16 protein-coding genes are annotated in these 15,831 nt (G+C 35.8%); 12 read left to right on the forward strand and 4 right to left on the reverse strand.

Annotated features, from left to right (window positions below; genetic code table 11):
- The first annotated feature begins 2 nt into the window (after window positions 1-2).
- From R3E32_25255 to R3E32_25270, 4 genes are read left to right on the forward strand one after another with little or no spacing between them, the layout of a single operon-like run.
- Window positions 3-830 (forward strand): hypothetical protein, encoded by an 828-nt coding sequence (locus R3E32_25255; GenBank protein ID MEZ4888060.1) that lies wholly within the window; start codon window positions 3-5, stop codon window positions 828-830.
- Window positions 831-873: 43 nt separating this feature from the next.
- Window positions 874-2,349 carry a sigma-54 dependent transcriptional regulator gene (locus R3E32_25260; GenBank protein ID MEZ4888061.1) on the forward strand — a complete coding sequence of 492 codons (1,476 nt, stop codon included), beginning with the start codon at window positions 874-876 and terminating at the stop codon, window positions 2,347-2,349.
- Between the two features lie 21 nt (window positions 2,350-2,370).
- Complete coding sequence (locus R3E32_25265; protein ID MEZ4888062.1) at window positions 2,371-4,509, forward strand: AAA family ATPase; 2,139 nt, start codon at window positions 2,371-2,373, stop codon at window positions 4,507-4,509.
- Between the two features lie 19 nt (window positions 4,510-4,528).
- On the forward strand, window positions 4,529-6,163 hold the full coding sequence (locus R3E32_25270) for a hypothetical protein (GenBank protein ID MEZ4888063.1): 1,635 nt from the start codon (window positions 4,529-4,531) through the stop codon (window positions 6,161-6,163).
- Window positions 6,164-6,177: 14 nt separating this feature from the next.
- Here R3E32_25270 and R3E32_25275 read toward each other — a convergent pair whose 3' ends face one another.
- Window positions 6,178-6,579, reverse strand: coding sequence for a hypothetical protein (locus R3E32_25275; GenBank protein ID MEZ4888064.1), 402 nt, complete (start codon window positions 6,577-6,579; stop codon window positions 6,178-6,180).
- Between the two features lie 406 nt (window positions 6,580-6,985).
- Between R3E32_25275 and R3E32_25280 the strand changes: the two genes are divergently transcribed.
- The 3 genes from R3E32_25280 to R3E32_25290 all read left to right on the forward strand — a co-directional run bounded on the left by R3E32_25280 (window position 6,986) and on the right by R3E32_25290 (window position 8,683).
- A complete protein-coding gene (locus R3E32_25280) occupies window positions 6,986-7,498 on the forward strand; it encodes a hypothetical protein (GenBank protein ID MEZ4888065.1) in 513 nt (170 codons plus the stop codon).
- Between the two features lie 46 nt (window positions 7,499-7,544).
- Complete coding sequence (locus R3E32_25285; protein MEZ4888066.1) at window positions 7,545-8,318, forward strand: hypothetical protein; 774 nt, start codon at window positions 7,545-7,547, stop codon at window positions 8,316-8,318.
- A gap of 80 nt (window positions 8,319-8,398) precedes the next feature.
- Window positions 8,399-8,683 (forward strand): hypothetical protein, encoded by a 285-nt coding sequence (locus R3E32_25290; protein MEZ4888067.1) that lies wholly within the window; start codon window positions 8,399-8,401, stop codon window positions 8,681-8,683.
- A gap of 84 nt (window positions 8,684-8,767) precedes the next feature.
- Here R3E32_25290 and R3E32_25295 read toward each other — a convergent pair whose 3' ends face one another.
- Window positions 8,768-9,436, reverse strand: a complete 669-nt coding sequence (locus R3E32_25295) for a YceI family protein (GenBank protein MEZ4888068.1) — start codon at window positions 9,434-9,436, stop codon at window positions 8,768-8,770.
- Window positions 9,437-9,837: 401 nt separating this feature from the next.
- Between R3E32_25295 and rho the strand changes: the two genes are divergently transcribed.
- The 4 genes from rho to yidD all read left to right on the forward strand — a co-directional run bounded on the left by rho (window position 9,838) and on the right by yidD (window position 12,635).
- Window positions 9,838-11,529 carry a transcription termination factor Rho gene (gene rho, locus R3E32_25300; protein MEZ4888069.1) on the forward strand — a complete coding sequence of 564 codons (1,692 nt, stop codon included), beginning with the start codon at window positions 9,838-9,840 and terminating at the stop codon, window positions 11,527-11,529.
- Between the two features lie 62 nt (window positions 11,530-11,591).
- The gene (rpmH, locus tag R3E32_25305; protein MEZ4888070.1) at window positions 11,592-11,747 is read left to right on the forward strand and encodes a 50S ribosomal protein L34; all 156 of its coding nucleotides are present in this window, start codon (window positions 11,592-11,594) and stop codon (window positions 11,745-11,747) included.
- 184 nt (window positions 11,748-11,931) lie between these two features.
- Window positions 11,932-12,384 (forward strand): ribonuclease P protein component, encoded by a 453-nt coding sequence (locus R3E32_25310; GenBank protein MEZ4888071.1) that lies wholly within the window; start codon window positions 11,932-11,934, stop codon window positions 12,382-12,384.
- Window positions 12,384-12,635, forward strand: a complete 252-nt coding sequence (gene yidD / locus R3E32_25315) for a membrane protein insertion efficiency factor YidD (GenBank protein MEZ4888072.1) — start codon at window positions 12,384-12,386, stop codon at window positions 12,633-12,635. Before R3E32_25310 ends, yidD begins: the two co-directional genes overlap by 1 nt.
- A 261-nt stretch (window positions 12,636-12,896) precedes the next feature.
- On the opposite strand, the gene R3E32_25320 is transcribed toward yidD, so the two are convergent.
- Entirely contained in the window at window positions 12,897-14,072 is a 1,176-nt protein-coding gene (locus tag R3E32_25320; protein MEZ4888073.1) for a CofH family radical SAM protein, read from the reverse strand.
- A 293-nt stretch (window positions 14,073-14,365) separates the two neighbouring features.
- On the opposite strand from R3E32_25320, the gene R3E32_25325 reads away from it, so the two are divergent.
- Complete coding sequence (locus tag R3E32_25325) at window positions 14,366-15,313, forward strand: J domain-containing protein (GenBank protein ID MEZ4888074.1); 948 nt, start codon at window positions 14,366-14,368, stop codon at window positions 15,311-15,313.
- Window positions 15,314-15,403: 90 nt separating this feature from the next.
- On the opposite strand, the gene R3E32_25330 is transcribed toward R3E32_25325, so the two are convergent.
- Entirely contained in the window at window positions 15,404-15,643 is a 240-nt protein-coding gene (locus tag R3E32_25330) for a hypothetical protein (GenBank protein ID MEZ4888075.1), read from the reverse strand.
- Window positions 15,644-15,831: the final 188 nt, after the last annotated feature.

The following is a 15,831-nucleotide window of genomic DNA, read 5'->3' on the forward strand; positions in this document are numbered from 1 at the left end:
CTATGAACCCAGCTATTTATTATACAGGCGACAATCCCGATGCTCTTCAATTTCTTCAATCGCAATTGACCACAGAAAACCGTCTGATTCCATTGGAGGATTTGAAGCAATTGGACAAAGTACAGTATTTATTGATCATCAGCCCGACAAAAATAGACCTAAAAGGAAGTTCTACTAGATGGATAGACACTTCCTATTTTTGGGAAGCCTATTTATTGGATTATTATCCCAATATTCGACTGATGAACATAGGTTATTGGAGCTGTGATAGAATGAGCTGTGAAAATTACCGAGATATTTTGGATTTGGGAGATTGGCAAACGAGTTTGGTCAGTTCTTCTTTTCCAACTTTGGAGCAAGTTTATGCCGAAGAAGAGGTTCTAGAAGACAGACTGAGCGAATGGGACATCAAACATTATCTCAAACGCTTTACGGACGGACACAACCGACAAGGTTTTTGCAAGTATTTAACTGCCTTGAAACATACCATGACCGTAGCTTATGATGAATACAATGCCCTCGAAGATGAATACAAATGGGATTATGAAACGATTGAAAATGAATCCATACGAGCATCTGGACAATTGGAATGGGAGCAGATGTTGGAAAGGTGGCAATTTTACAAGCCTTTTTTAAAACATACCCCATTTCAAAAACATTTGAAGGAAGTAGAAAGTGCTATGCAAAAACTATCTGTTTATTTCCAAGCACTTAAAACTAGTTCCATAGATTTATCCAAAAATGAAGCCTTGTTTGAACAGGGAAATTTTGAAGTAGAATTGGAAAAAATTGACCATTTGCTGACCCGTCACTTACTTGTTTATTTGTAAGCATTACTATCTCTACCCCATTCTATCACCTAAAACCTTTTTTATGGCAACCAATTATAAAATATTGATTATTGACGATGACAAAGAATTTCACCGCAAAATTCGGATGGCTTTTCGTAGAAGGTTTGAGTTTGAAGGTGCTGAGAATCTATCAAAAGGTTTGATGAAAATCAAAGAATGGAATCCCCATTTGATTTTATTGGATTTGGATTTAGAGGGAAATGAATTGTTTGAAGAAGGTATTCAGAATATTCAAACCATCAAAGGAGTAGATGATAATACACCCATTATTGTCGTCAGTGCCATTCCCATTAATGAAGGTGTGATTAGAAATGTAATGGATACTATCTCGGAAGGGGCAGTTAATTTTTTGTCGAAACAGGAATACAATGGAGAAGAATGGAATAAAAAGTTTATGAAAGCCATCCGCCCCTCTCTCTCCAATAAGCGGTTGGCAAAAAAAAATCAAAACCTTCAAAAGTCAGTCAAAAGAGCCAAAAAAACAGCAGAAGAAATTCATCAATTCATCACTGCCAATGAAGAATTGATGACAGTAAAACAAAAGCTCCAAAGACTGGCTGAATTGGATAAGGTACATTTGTTCGTTACTGGCGAAACAGGGACAGGAAAAGAGGTGGTAGCGAGGTATTATCATCAAGTGAGCAAGCGCAAAGACCAACCTTTTGTGGAAGTGCATTTTGCTGAAATACAGGAAAGCATGATGGAAAGTATGTTGTTTGGTCACAAAAAAGGGTCTTTTACAGATGCAACTGAGGACAAAACAGGATTGTTTGAGGCTGCCGATGGAGGTATTCTTTTTTTGGATGAAATTGGCAAGATTGACAAAAAAACGCAAAGGCTACTCTTGCGTTTTTTGGAGTCGTATAAGGTTCGGAAATTGGGACAAAACAGTTATAAAAAATTAGACATCTTAATCGTATGTGCCACCAACAAGGATTTGGAAAAAGAAGTAACAGAAGACCGATTTTTGCTGGATTTGTACCACCGATTGAAAAGGGGCATGGAAATTCACTTGCCTCCTCTTAGAGAACGAAGGGAAGATATTGTTCCTTTAGCCAATTATTTTATTGATGAAGATGTTAGACAAGTTTTCAGTAAAGAGGTGTTACAATTGATGAATAACCACCACTGGGAGGGCAATATCCGTCAGTTAAAATCAAATGTCGAAAAAATGGTAATGGTGGCTATGATTCAAGACAAAGAACAAGTAGATATGGATTGTTTGACGGATGAATTGAAAGTTTCTGCTAAAATGCAGGGGGCTTCTTCTTCAATAACAGCCCAAGATGCAAAGACAAAAGAAATCATTCGTAATCTTCAATTGATAGCTAAAGGTTTGGAAAACAAAGAGAAAAAAATGGATATTGCTCGGAAAATTGACACTAATTGGGATTCAGATAATTTAAGAAGTTTGATTAAAACCTATTGGAAAAAGAATCAAAAATTAGTGGAAACCCATCCAATTATTGTAGAAAAGTATAAAACCATTTGTAGATAAAACCACTTTAACCACAAAAAAATGAGTAGAAACTATAAGATATTGATGTTGGAGAATGACGAGAATTTTGTCAAAAAAGTTCGGAGACAACTAAAAAGAAGTAATATTGAAGTCGAGCAAGCTAGAAGTGAAGACGAGGTAATTATCAAAGTAGAAAATGGAGGATATGACTTGCTGACAATAGACTTTGTTTTGAATAGAGATGGACATGGTAATAGGGAGAATATTGAACAGGAAAAGGAGAAAAGAAAGGGTTTTATCAAAAAACTTAGACTAGAAAAAAATACGATGATTCCTATTTTGGTCATTTCCTCCCATAGAGAAACCATTCATAGATTACTTGATGTAGGGGCAAACGCCTATATTGATAAGAATCACACAAGGGTAATTCCAAAAGAAATCTTACACCAAATTGAAAACACTATTCCTTCTTTGCTGGAAAAACATGCTTTTCTTTCAAAAGAAGAAGAAGATGATATAGATATACAATCCATAGATGACAGGATTAAAACTTTGGACGAAATTATTATTGCCTATGATAGAATAAAGTTGTCTCACTATTCCTATCCTATGCGTTATCGAGAAAGAAAACAAAAACTCCAATACAAAAAACTACTCCAACAAAAACTCACTATTGATAAAATCCATCTATCCAACTTGGTTGTTTTCAAAGATGTTTCTTGGAATCCACAACCCAATATCAATATTTTATTGGGTCGAAACGGCTATGGAAAAACCTTTTTGAGTCGAATACTTCTCTCTTTGATGTGTGATAGCAACTATGCTTTGGATTTCTTTGGAATTGATACACAAATGCACAGAAACAATGAACCACAAAATATTCAAGCAAAAATTCGCATCAAAGTACAAGGAGAGGAAAAACCAATGGACATCCATCAAAGCAAAGCCTTCTTCAATTCTGCTACTCCCAAAATCCCCATTTTAGCGATTCCAGATGTTCGAACTTTTGACAAAGCACGCAAACAACTTCCGACAGATATACAAGAAGATATTGTTGGAAATAGCGCAAGTGCTTATATCGAAAAACGACCTTTTAACAATACCATTTTGCATTTGCTGAATTTGCTTTGTGGGTATTATAGGGAAAGTGAAATCAAAGGCACAAAGAAGCATCCAATCTTTGCATTATTGGAAGAAGTATATAGGGAATTGATAGGAGGGGAGGAATATTTTGAGTTTGTGAAGGTAGGCCTCGCAACTAAAGGGGATAACAATCTCTATGTCAAGTCCTCATTTACCAATGGAGAAATCATTAAACTACAAGATGCTTCGCAGGGAACGCTTTCTGTGATGGTTATTTTTGGCTTGATTTACCATTATTTGGAATTAAAAAATATGCCTCCTCCAGAGGAAAATTCACCATCTAAAATCCAAGAAGAAGAATCAGAAATAAAGGACGCAAGCAAAACACATGGAATTGTTTTTATTGATGAAATTGACAGTCATTTACACCCTTCTTGGCAGCAGAAGATTGTTCCTTTATTGAGAAAGCATTTTCCAAATGTGCAGTTTTTCTTGAATTCGCATAGTTCTTTGGTTGTGATGGGATGTTTGGAGAAAGAAGTATGTAAGTTACAAAAGAAGGATGAAAAAATTTATTTAGAACAATACAGTCGAAATTTTATAGGATTTACGACTCCGCAGTTGTATGAGATAGTGTTTGAAATCAAAGACGAAGAAATAGATTTTATTGATAAGTATAGAGATTATTTATTCATAAATAAAAAAGATATTGAAGCAGTTGTGAAAAAATACGAGATTGAATTTGAATCGTATAGTCTCAATAAAGAAGATTTAATAGATTGGAAACAAAAGGAACGACTATTGAAGCACCTTAAAAGCTTTGAAAATGCACGGAATTATAGGGAGGTTCAAAGGAAAAAGGAACTCCTTTTGTATCACTTACAAAAAAGTGAAGATTGGAATCAATTATTGGAAAGAAAGATTGAACGCATAGAAAATAATCATCTTCAGGATAATAGCCATAGTTTCGATTACACTACATTGGAAGAAATCAATAAATATTTAAAAATTACTCTGGAAGAAAATGAAAGATTGAGTTCGAAATTTTGTAAAGAAATTGAAGATTTAAATAAAGAAATTAATCGTCTTCAAATAGAAATTGAAAATAGACATTGATAAACAAATCCGCTATACAATGCCCAATCCATTCAATAAGAAATTACCCGCAGTAAAAAACGCTATTTATCAGGATATCATAAAATGTTTTAGCGAAAACAGCTTGAGTGATTTAAAAACCGATAAGAGACATGCAATCCTAAAAAAATATAACTTGCAAGGTGTGTTTATGAATGAAACTTCAAAAACAGATTTTGAAGCAGTATCCCAAAAAGATTTGCAGGTAGAAATCAATACAGAAATATATAAAACGGTTGAAGAAGTAGTAGAAAACGTAAACGTGGATATAGAACGGAATCCCAAAGATAATTATCTAGTAACTCTACTAAAGCTGGTTGAAAAATATGAGGAAGAGTTGGATAAAAATCAAGAGAAAGAGAACCCTAAACCTCCATTAAAAGTTAAAACACTTAATGGGGGTTATCAACTCACCAAGTCAAAAATTATTTTGGATTTAACAAAAGCCAACTACCACAACTATCTTACTTTGAGTGAAACCGAAAGAAGTAAATTTAATTTTGCATACAAAGTGCTTACAGAAAGAAAATTATGGTATGTATCTTATGCTTCGTTCTCACAATATGTTCTACCTTCCTTAAAAGAGGAAGATTATCTGCTATTAGAAATAGCAGAGATAATAGAACCTTCTGAAGAAACGAAACACAACTATTTCGCACACTCCTTTATTAAATTTCTGAAAACTAAAGGTAAAATAACAGGAAAAATTAGTGACGATAATCACTTTGTAGATGAAGAATACCTCTACCTCTACCAGTTTATGGGGCTACAGTATAAAGAAACATATAAAACAGACTATATTCATTTTTTTAAACCTCATAAAGGAAAATCTGTGTATTCATTTTTTATAGAAAAAGGTATGCCTACTACTCCCACTTGGTATGATCACGTTCCTAAAGCGTTGTGGACAGTTGATTCCCCCAATTTTATTAGTGAATATATCACCCACTTAAAGAAAGAAGCTGAATTCTTAAAAGAAGAGAAAAATGCTATCATAAGATTGCAATACAAACATCAAAAAGTGCAATTTAAGGAAGATAGTGAAATTCTATTTTTGGCAGCTTGTCCTCAAATAGACAAACTTACTATAGAGAAGGAGGAAAACATAATTGATGAACAGATCAAAACAAAATACAAGCCCGAACTAACCCCCTCAGGTTTATGGAATTTCTTTCAAAAACCAGGAACTAACTATCCAATTATTCACTTTTCAGGTCATGGTAGTCCTAATGGGCATTTAGTACTTAATTCTGATCGTCACCCGAATCAACCTGAAAGTACGTCACACTATGGAATACGGAATTTATTCAAACTGATCAATCAGGATTTTCATATTGAATGTGTTGTACTAAATGCGTGTTTTTCAAGTGAACAAGCTAAAAAAATTGCAGAAACAGGCATTCCTTATGTAATAGGAGTCAATCATTATATATCTGCGGAAAAAACAGCTATTCCTTTTTCAAAAGCTTATTACAAGGCTCTAAAAAATAAAAAATGTTATGAACAAGCATTTTTAGAAGCTTGTAATAAGCTAGATATATCAATAAATAAAGCTCAAGAAAGTCAGTACATTATTTACATAAACAGTTGTAAATATACCTATAAAGAGCTGCAAAAAATATATAATAGAGTGTAACAACTTAACATCATTTACTCCCACTCTTTCCTAACTCTTATACTTTTAACATCTTTAAGGAGTAAGCCATTATCTCTTAGCCATTTTTTAATTGCCTCATCATCGTCAACAAAATCAAGAGGGAACTCAAATGTCGTTCCGTCTTTCATCTCAACAATAATGTACTTTTGATACTTAGATTTATGCATATATTGCAAGTGTCCAACAATCAACTTTAATGTTCCCAACAATGTCCCCGACGTAATAAGAGCTAAAAGATAAGGGTCAAACCAAGCTCTACTACCCTCTGGAATTTCTTCTAATTCAAGTGCTAAATCACTTTCAGACTCAATTGGAGTATTCAACGACTCAAAAAGCTCTTCTGCCTTAAAAAAATCACTTGAAATAAAAATCTTATACTCAACTAAATTCTCCATGAATGATATTTTTTTGTGATGAAATCATGTTATTACTCTACAATAGGTATTCCAAAATGCAATCAATTTGTAAACAGATGTAAATCAATGTGAAAATATTTATCTCGTATTTTTTTCCGAATTAGTATCGTTAAATAAATTTCAAATCCGAAAATTTTTCTGAATGCTCTAATTCATCTACTAACATACCTTAAAATTCCATCCTACAACCTCCCTCGTACTCAAAATCCGAAAGTTTTCGTGACTATTGAAATAAAACGCTAAATATTTTCGCATACCTAAAAACGTTTCAAAAATTATTCTACTGATAATCAGCCAACAAGAAATATTTCTCCTCTTGGCTTTATCCTTGCCTATACTATACGACATTCAAGATATTTCAAACAAAACCAAAACAAATATCCAAATGATCGTATCAAACAAAACCTTAATCATAGCAAACGAAAACAAAGACAGGTATCATCACTTCTTGGAGATAGGCTGCGACATCTGCCCCCTATATGATTCCGAGCTTGAAGAAAAAATTCTAACCAATGGTTATAACTATCTCTTATTCCAGCAGCACCTAAAAAGCGGGCACAAGGACCAACTGTTTAACAGTTACGTCTTTTTACAGAAATTGATTGAAGAAGGGCGGGTTAGTAATTTAGGAGAAGTTGGCATTATTACTTTTCAAAAAGCAGTATGGTCTGGCAATAAAAAAATCCGAACCCTACAATCTATTCTACGCCCTTATCCTTTCCCCCCTGATGCTCGAACATGGTATAAACATCTAAAGGTGGCTAAAGCTAATACCTGCGATTTTAGCTATGTCAAAGAAAAATACAACAAAGAATGGGTAGTTCCTGAAAAGCAGACATTGCAGAACAAACTATCAAGTTTTGTTCAAGGGGTAAGAAAAATCGCCGCGATATTCTGAATCCATTAGACAAGCTTTATTCAATAACAATAACCTATAAATAAAAATGAGTAGTACAAACTATCTAAAAATCATTGGCACCATTACCCCTATCTTGGTAGCCTACGAACGAGATTTACAGTCCTTCAATGAACCAATTGAATTGATAGAACAATTGAATGGTGTTGAAAGCTTTTCCGAACTGATTGCATCTTTTGATAGCCATCGCCAAATTTTCACAGATGAATTGATTCGCATTCAGCCTCTTATGTCGCCTAAGTTGATAAGTAGTTGGATTTGGTTTTTGGGCTATGCATCCAACCAGCAACATTACCAAGAACAGACGGTTCAAGAGGAAGGGGAGAAATTGGATACGATGGAAGAAGAAGTCGAAGAGGAGATTGAAAATCAAGAATTACAAGAAGGTAACTTTGGCTCTGTTGGGAAATTAATGGAATTTCTGAAAAACTTCAAAAGTGATTTGACCTATGCAAATGCAGTTCTAAAAATCATAGGCATATTGTTCAATCGCATACAACAAAATCATATCTACCAGAAAGCTATCAGTATTACCGACCGAGTTAATCAAATCCTTGAGCATAAGTTATCTACCTTATACTATGCCTTGAAAATAGATAAAAAGGCAGAATGGTTCAAAGCATGTAGAGAAAAGCACAAGTGGCTGGATAGAATCGTTAGAGTTTCGTTTACAGTTTTATTGGTTCTCTTTGGCTTATGGGTTATAAGCAATGGATTACATTTACTCAAAACGCCTTACAAATTTGTTTTGAAAATGGTTAAAGGGCACCTCGATGTATTTGATGATGATGCTTTTCTCTAAATTTCTTCCGATTCAAAATTTTCTAAACCTTGTCGTGTGGATTAATTTTCAATCTGCGCGGCACTAAACCCTCAATAATAATGAAAAAACAAACAACAAAACACGACATCTCCCAACAAAAAACAAACGTTTTCATCAAAAAACGATGTTCTTTAGGTTTCGTCAAACACTCCTTAGTCATTATTGCGCTTGTCAGCTTAATTGTTTTCAGTTTAGTAGGGGCGGCACTGATCCAAAAAATTGGATTAGAAGAAGAATGGAGAATATTGACTTTTATTGCCTTATTTGGCATTGGCTTTGGAAACTTCGTATTTGCTATTTGGAAAATTACAGGGCAGATTGAAGGTCTTGATACCACAGCATAAAAAGTAGAAGTCCATAAAAAAGGCAGTCTCTCCTTCCCACCCAAAAGAAACTGCCTTTTTTAAATTTCAATTAAATCTCGAAAATTACTTCTCAGTCATAATCATCAATTGAATATTCACCTGAGGATTGATAAAGCGGTCGCCGAGGGATTTATCATTACCATACGCCAAACCCCACTCTGTTCGGTCGATGTTAAAATTGGCACGTCCTCTCGCCATTCCCCGATCAACACCCAAACTAGCAGGAAAAGCGATGTTTTTGGTAACACCTTTCAAAGTCAAATTACCAGAAATCATGTGCGTTGCACCTGAAGCCTCATTACCTTCTTCACCAGCATAAGGTTTCACGCCTGTAACCTCAAAAGTTGCAGTAGGGTGATTGACCACATCAAAGAAATCATTACTTTTAAGATGATTGGTCAATTTTTCACCATTTTCGCCCTCAAGATCTGTAATTTTGAAACTGGTCAAATCCATTTCGAATTTGCCGCCAGTAATTTCACCATTGTTAATGGTAAGACTACTTCCTTTAGAAATCTTAACAACACCCGTATGCTGTCCAGTAGGCTTAGTGCCGATGAATGTAACAGAACTTTGCTCCAAGTCAATCATCAGTTCTTCCCCAGCCTTAGTAGGGGTAGTTGTATCTTTTGCCTCTTGCGTATCCGCTTTTGGGGCATCTGGAGCAGATTGGCAAGAAACCATACCAATTGTTAATACTAAAGCAACAAAAAATTGCAAAAATTTATTCATTTTGAAACGTTCTTTAAAAAATTGAGTAAACTATTATGAAATAAAAACTATCTTAGCATTAGATTGTTTAACACGAAGTTAAAAATGTTTGCAAAGATAGTTTGGCCAACAGCATATTAACAACCCTTTGGCATGAAATATGTGCTGAATTATAATGTTGCCTAATTTTATTGCGTTTTTAATAGGTATTTCCAAAAACTTGCTGTAATATTGCAGCACAGATTCCAACATAAGTGCCTCCTTAGATTTTACAGCCACACTGTATCATTTACCCAACACTACTTTTAGTTACAATAATTACCATTTTTAATCACAATATTCTAATCAATTAACAATATTCAACCCCTTTTTTATCACCTCAAACAAGTATGTTCACTTCAATTGTTTAAAATCATATCCGTATGTACGACATTCTGCAACTGAATGAGATGCTGGTTCCCGAATTGAAAGATATTGCAGAGAGTTTTCAGGTAGATAGCCACCAAAGATTAACCAAAAAAGATTTAATCTTTAAAATTTTGGACAGACAAGCCAAAATATCCACTCCTGCTAATATTGATGTCGTCGAAACACCACAGGAAGAAGAACAGCCAGTGGAGCTTACCGACACCAAACCAAAAACTCGAATTCCTGCCAAAACCAGTCTCAAGAAGAAAAACTCTGATAACAAACCAAAAACAGAAGAACCTGTTCAACAACTTCCCGAAGAGGAGGAAGAAAACCAAGAATCTACTCCTCGGGATAGAGAGCGCAAAGTAGAAAAATTTAGAGATCGAGAACCCCGTGAGTCGAGAGATAAAGAACGCGAATCTCGTGAGCCAAGAGATAGAGAACGCGAATCTCGTGAACCAAAGGAGAGAGATCGAGAACCTCGCGAAACAAGGGATAGGGATCAAGATAGAGATTCTCGCAATCGTGAAAGCCGTGATTCGAGAAAAGACGATCGTTATAGCAAAAAAGAAGTTTTCAATATTGAGTTTGACGGCGTTATTCAAGGCGAGGGCGTCTTAGAAATGATGACAGATGGCTATGGATTTCTTCGGTCTGCGGATTACAACTACCTTACTTCTCCAGATGATATCTACGTTTCCCCTTCTCAAATCAAACTTTTTGGGCTGAAAACAGGTGATACCGTTCGTGGTGCAATTCGCCCTCCAAAAGAAGGAGAGAAATATTTTGCGCTATTGAAGGTGGAATTAATCAATGGCAAGCGTCCTGAGGAGGTAAGAGATAGGGTTCCTTTCGACTACTTGACTCCATTGTTTCCGCTCGAAAAGTTCAATCTGATTACCGACCCAACGCTTTATTCTACTCGTGTCATTGACCTCTTTACGCCAATTGGCAAAGGGCAAAGAGGTTTGATTGTAGCACAGCCTAAGACTGGTAAAACTTTCTTATTGAAGGATGTAGCCAATGCTATTGCTACCAATCACCCTGAAGCCTACCTGATGATTTTGTTGATTGATGAACGACCAGAGGAGGTGACAGACATGGAAAGAAGTGTGAATGCGGAGGTAATTGCTTCAACGTTTGACGAACCTGCCGAACGACACGTAAAAGTCGCCAGTATTGTACTGCAAAAAGCGAAACGATTGGTAGAATGTGGGCATGATGTAGTCATCTTGTTGGATTCTATCACCCGACTTGCTCGAGCTTACAATACCGTAGCACCTGCTTCTGGTAAAGTATTGTCAGGTGGTGTGGAAGCCAATGCTTTGCACAAACCTAAGAAATTCTTTGGCGCAGCACGAAATATTGAGCATGGAGGATCTTTGACTATTTTGGCAACCGCCCTGATTGACACAGGTTCTCGAATGGATGAAGTCATCTTTGAAGAGTTCAAGGGAACAGGTAATATGGAACTTCAATTGGATCGAAAACTCTCCAACCGACGTGTTTATCCTTCCATCAATGTTGTTGCATCTAGTACCCGCCGTGAAGACTTATTGTTGGATCGCGATGTATTGCAGCGTATGTGGATCCTGCGAAATCATTTGGCAGATATGAATACTGAAGAAGCCATGAACTTTTTATTGAACCACATGAGGGGGACACGCTCCAATGAAGAATTTTTAATTTCAATGAATGGCTAATAAATTTTCATATTCTATCAATAAATGCTAAATTTGCAGCCCAATTATAAAAAACGAAGAAAATGAAACGTACATTTCAACCATCAAGGCGAAAAAGAAAGAACAAACACGGTTTTAGAGAGCGAATGAGTAGTAAAAATGGTCGCAAGGTTTTGGCACGGAGACGTGCCAAAGGCAGAAAGAAACTAACCGTTTCTGACGAGTTGAAACTAAAATAGTTCTTCCTCTTAGAATTCGAACTTAAAATTCTAATGCAAGTACAATAAAACTTTGATTTCCAAAGTTTATGTATCTGAATTTAATTTTTTTGGTTTAAAATATCTTTTTCTACATATTAAATATGGCAATCAGACTTCAAAAGTTTGGTTGCCATATTGTTGTTTTTATACTTCAACTGCAAAAATGACCAGTGACCGACCCCGATTCACTTTCCATAAAGTGGAACGCCTCAAAAGCAAAAAAATAATTGATCAATTGTTTGACAAAGGGCGGTCTAAATCTAAGGTAATTTACCCTTTCCGAATTGTATGGTTCGAAACGGAATTGCCAACACCTTTTCCTGTGCAGTTTATGGTAAGCGTTCCCAAACGTTCGATTCCAAAAGCGAATAACCGCAACCTTATCAAAAGGCAAATCAAAGAGGCTTATCGTCAAAACAAACACCAGCTTTACGGCCAATTCCCCGATTTCCTTTCACAAATAGAAAATGAAGAACACTTTGTTGCCCGCCCAACTATTCAAGTTGCTTTGTTGTTTATTTATTTAGGAAGGCAGCCATTACCTTATTCTTTCATTTATGGTAAAATGTGTGCCTGTATCCGATATTTAAGCAATCAATATACTCCTAAAAAATGATGCAACTTATCCGAAAAATACTGGATTTCTTTTTTACTCCCTTGAAGTTTATCTTATTATTGTTGATAAAGTTTTATCGTACAGCTATTTCACCCTATACGATGCCTACCTGTCGCTATACACCTACCTGCTCACAATATGCTCTAGAGGCACTTCAAAAACATGGTTTTCTATATGGTAGTTTTTTGGCGACAAAACGCATATTGTCTTGTCACCCTTGGGGAGGACATGGGCATGATCCTGTGCCGTAGTTATTAGCGACCAGTAATCACCGAATTGATAATTACTGTTTTTAATGCCAATTGTTTATAAAGGGTAAATCGTATATCACTAAACACATCAACACATCAACACATCAACACATCAACAACCTACATTTCGATAACTTTTTTATAATAAAATAAAAATCAAATTACTAAGAAATTATTTTTATCTCAATTGATAGATTTTTAATTGTTATTAAATTTGATTTTCAATGCTCTGTGAAATATGACCGAAACATAGGCAACAAACTAATAATTAATCACTTGTTGTTCTACCATTTCGGGAAGCTCTCTAAATTCATAGTGTTGATTGCGAAGTTGTGGTGTAAAACCAGCCTCACGAATAGCTTGTTGAATAGCATTAGATGTGAAACGGTGCGGTGCGCCTGCTGCCGATACTACATTCTCTTCAATCATAATCGAACCAAAATCATTGGCTCCAGCATGTAAACAAATTTGACCAACTGCCTTGCCGATTGTGAGCCATGAAGCCTGAATATTCTCGATATTGGAGAGCATTATTCTACTCAGTGCAATCATTCGCACATATTCATCACCAGTTACCTCATTGCGGACATCCCGAATTCGGCGAAGCATGGTATCCTCATCTTGGTAAGGCCATGGAATAAAGGCCAAAAAACCATTTGCTCCATCGGGCTTCAAACTTTGTATTTCCCTGATTCTCACCAAATGTTCCATGCGTTCTTCAATCGTTTCGACGTGTCCGAACATCATTGTTGCAGAAGTCGTTAGACCCAATTGATGGGCTACACGCATCACTTCAAGCCATTCATCTGACCCACACTTACCATTTGCAATGTTGTAGCGTACTCTATCCACCAAAATTTCTGCACCAGCTCCTGGTAGTGAATCGAGTCCCGCTTCTATCAAAGCCTCCAAAACCTCTTGATGGCTTTTTTTACTAATTTTTGCGATGTGAGCTATTTCAGGAGGACCCAAAGCATGTAATTTCAAATTTGGATAAAGACTTTTGAGTTCTCGAAAAAGGTTGGCATAATAATCTACACCCAAATCAGGGTGATGTCCTCCCTGCAATAACAATTGCTCACCACCATAACGAAACGTTTCTTCAATTTTTTGCTTATACGTTTCAATGCTTGTAATGTATGCTTTATCAGCATATTTTGCAGAAGGTGGCACAAAGAAATTACAAAATTTGCAGTTTGCCACACAAACATTGGTCGTATTTACATTGCGGTCAATGATCCATGTTACTTTGCCTAAAGTATCTTTTTTGTGGTATTTTCTAAGCTCATTGCCCACATACATCAACTCAGCAGTCGTTGCATTGTGAAACAAAAAAGTGCCTTCTTCAATGGTTAAAGGCTCAGCTTCATTGCGGTGCGAGAGTATGGCTCTCTCAAGTAGATTGGAGATATTCATATTGTTAGTATATTTTTCCATGTAGTAAATCGTATGGAATTTATTTCTTACAAAGTTACTACGATAATTGTTTAGGACGCACAAATAATGTCGAAAACCATCAAAAAGTTTTCACAATTTTCAGTATTTTTTGAAAATTGAGGTTTTGACAGGTTGATTTTTGTATATATGCCATCTTGACATAATGAGCATTGAAGATGTGCCATATTTACAGTAAAAGGTGGATGGCATATAGATTGTTGGTCATTAGTAGCACGTTCATTTGAGGGTGCAGTTTACCATATAAAACAGCAAATATCAAATAATCATAAGCCATGCAAAACAGGGATTACTACAAAATATTGGATGTACCGAAGGCTGCAACGGCTGAAGACATAAAAAAAGCTTACCGTAAGGTAGCCTTGAAGTACCATCCTGATCGAAATCCAGATGATAAGGAAGCGGAAGAAAAATTTAAAGAAGCGACTGAAGCCTATGAAGTATTGAGCGATGTCGATAAACGCAAGAAGTATGATCAGTTTGGTCATAAATGGAAAATGTACGAACAGGCTGGAGCAAATGGAAGTGAGTCATCGGGTAATTATTACGATTTTTCGAAAGGAACAGGCGGACAAGGCACTCGTGTAGAATTTGAAGGAAACATAGAAGATTTCTTCAATCAATTTGGGGGTGGTGGTCAATCACATGAAGCGGGAGATGTTTTTGAGCAGTTTTTTAAGAGAGGCAGTAGTGGCGGTGGACAGTTTGCTTATAAAGGAGCGGATGTTGAAGCCGTTTTTAGTATTTCGCTAGAGGATGCGTATAAAGGAGGGAAAAGGGTCATTGAAGTCAATGGAAATAAACTACGTATTACCATCAAGAAAGGAGTGGAGGACGGCAGTGTGTTGAAGATAAAAGGCAAAGGAGGAATGGGTAAAAATGGTGGGCCGAACGGTGATTTGTATCTCAAAATTCACGTTGAGAAACACCCTATTTTTGAGCGTAAAGGTGATGATTTGCATGTAGAAATGCCTATTGATGTGTACAAGGCGGTTTTGGGCGGAAAAGAAAAAATTCACACCTTGAAGGGCGATATGAATGTGAATATTTCTGCTGGAACGGACGGTGGTAAGGTACTGCGATTGAAGAATTTGGGAATGCCAAAATCCGATAACCTTTCTACATTTGGTAATTTGTATGTGAAGGTTAATATACAAGTTCCAAAGGATTTGAGCGAAGACGAAAAGAAACGGTTTGAAGAATTGGCAGAATTGCGGAAATAAACCGCATAAAAAAGTCGACTTACTTGATTTTCAGTGTTTTTAATACCGAAAACCAAGCAAGTCGGGTTTTTTAATTCAAATCAACATTTATTATTTTTTACCTCTTGTGCTTATGGCTACAATGACAATAACAAAAAGTCCCACAATAACCCATATCATTGGATTGGTGTACCATACAGCTTCATCGCCTCCACCTATATCTACATCAATATCAAGACCTTTGTCTCCATCTTGTGCAAATACAAGAAAATTGCAGGATAACAGGTATACAAATGCCGTTAATCGGAATATAATTCCTGTTGTTTGATTCAACATTTTTGAAAAATTCATAGTTAAGATTGTTTTTTGTTATAAATGATTTTCTGCTTTTGCCAAGTAGTAATGTGTGCTTTAAACGCCATCAGTAAAAAAATGTTGACTTGCCTGTATCATTTAAAATAAAAAACAAATAAATATTAGACTTTAGACGAAAGAAGTAGAAAGCAAGATGTGAGATATAAAAAATTGACAATCAGAAT

Source organism: Chitinophagales bacterium (assembly GCA_041392475.1).
Taxonomy (GTDB): Bacteria; Bacteroidota; Bacteroidia; order Chitinophagales; family UBA2359; genus JAUHXA01.

Excerpts from the sequence above, each read along its gene's own strand:
- R3E32_25280 (MEZ4888065.1), top strand. The coding sequence starts at position 6,986 with ATGATCGTATCAAACAAAACCTTAATCATAGCAAACGAAAACAAAGAC.
- R3E32_25285 (MEZ4888066.1), top strand. The coding sequence starts at position 7,545 with ATGAGTAGTACAAACTATCTAAAAATCATTGGCACCATTACCCCTATC.
- R3E32_25310 (MEZ4888071.1), top strand. The coding sequence starts at position 11,932 with ATGACCAGTGACCGACCCCGATTCACTTTCCATAAAGTGGAACGCCTC.
- R3E32_25320 (MEZ4888073.1), bottom strand. The coding sequence starts at position 14,072 with ATGGAAAAATATACTAACAATATGAATATCTCCAATCTACTTGAGAGA.
- yidD (MEZ4888072.1), top strand. The coding sequence starts at position 12,384 with ATGCAACTTATCCGAAAAATACTGGATTTCTTTTTTACTCCCTTGAAG.
- R3E32_25290 (MEZ4888067.1), top strand. The coding sequence starts at position 8,399 with ATGAAAAAACAAACAACAAAACACGACATCTCCCAACAAAAAACAAAC.
- R3E32_25270 (MEZ4888063.1), top strand. The coding sequence starts at position 4,529 with ATGCCCAATCCATTCAATAAGAAATTACCCGCAGTAAAAAACGCTATT.
- R3E32_25325 (MEZ4888074.1), top strand. The coding sequence starts at position 14,366 with ATGCAAAACAGGGATTACTACAAAATATTGGATGTACCGAAGGCTGCA.
- rpmH (MEZ4888070.1), top strand. The coding sequence starts at position 11,592 with ATGAAACGTACATTTCAACCATCAAGGCGAAAAAGAAAGAACAAACAC.
- R3E32_25275 (MEZ4888064.1), bottom strand. The coding sequence starts at position 6,579 with ATGGAGAATTTAGTTGAGTATAAGATTTTTATTTCAAGTGATTTTTTT.
- R3E32_25265 (MEZ4888062.1), top strand. The coding sequence starts at position 2,371 with ATGAGTAGAAACTATAAGATATTGATGTTGGAGAATGACGAGAATTTT.
- R3E32_25295 (MEZ4888068.1), bottom strand. The coding sequence starts at position 9,436 with ATGAATAAATTTTTGCAATTTTTTGTTGCTTTAGTATTAACAATTGGT.
- rho (MEZ4888069.1), top strand. The coding sequence starts at position 9,838 with ATGTACGACATTCTGCAACTGAATGAGATGCTGGTTCCCGAATTGAAA.
- R3E32_25330 (MEZ4888075.1), bottom strand. The coding sequence starts at position 15,643 with ATGAATTTTTCAAAAATGTTGAATCAAACAACAGGAATTATATTCCGA.
- R3E32_25255 (MEZ4888060.1), top strand. The coding sequence starts at position 3 with ATGAACCCAGCTATTTATTATACAGGCGACAATCCCGATGCTCTTCAA.
- R3E32_25260 (MEZ4888061.1), top strand. The coding sequence starts at position 874 with ATGGCAACCAATTATAAAATATTGATTATTGACGATGACAAAGAATTT.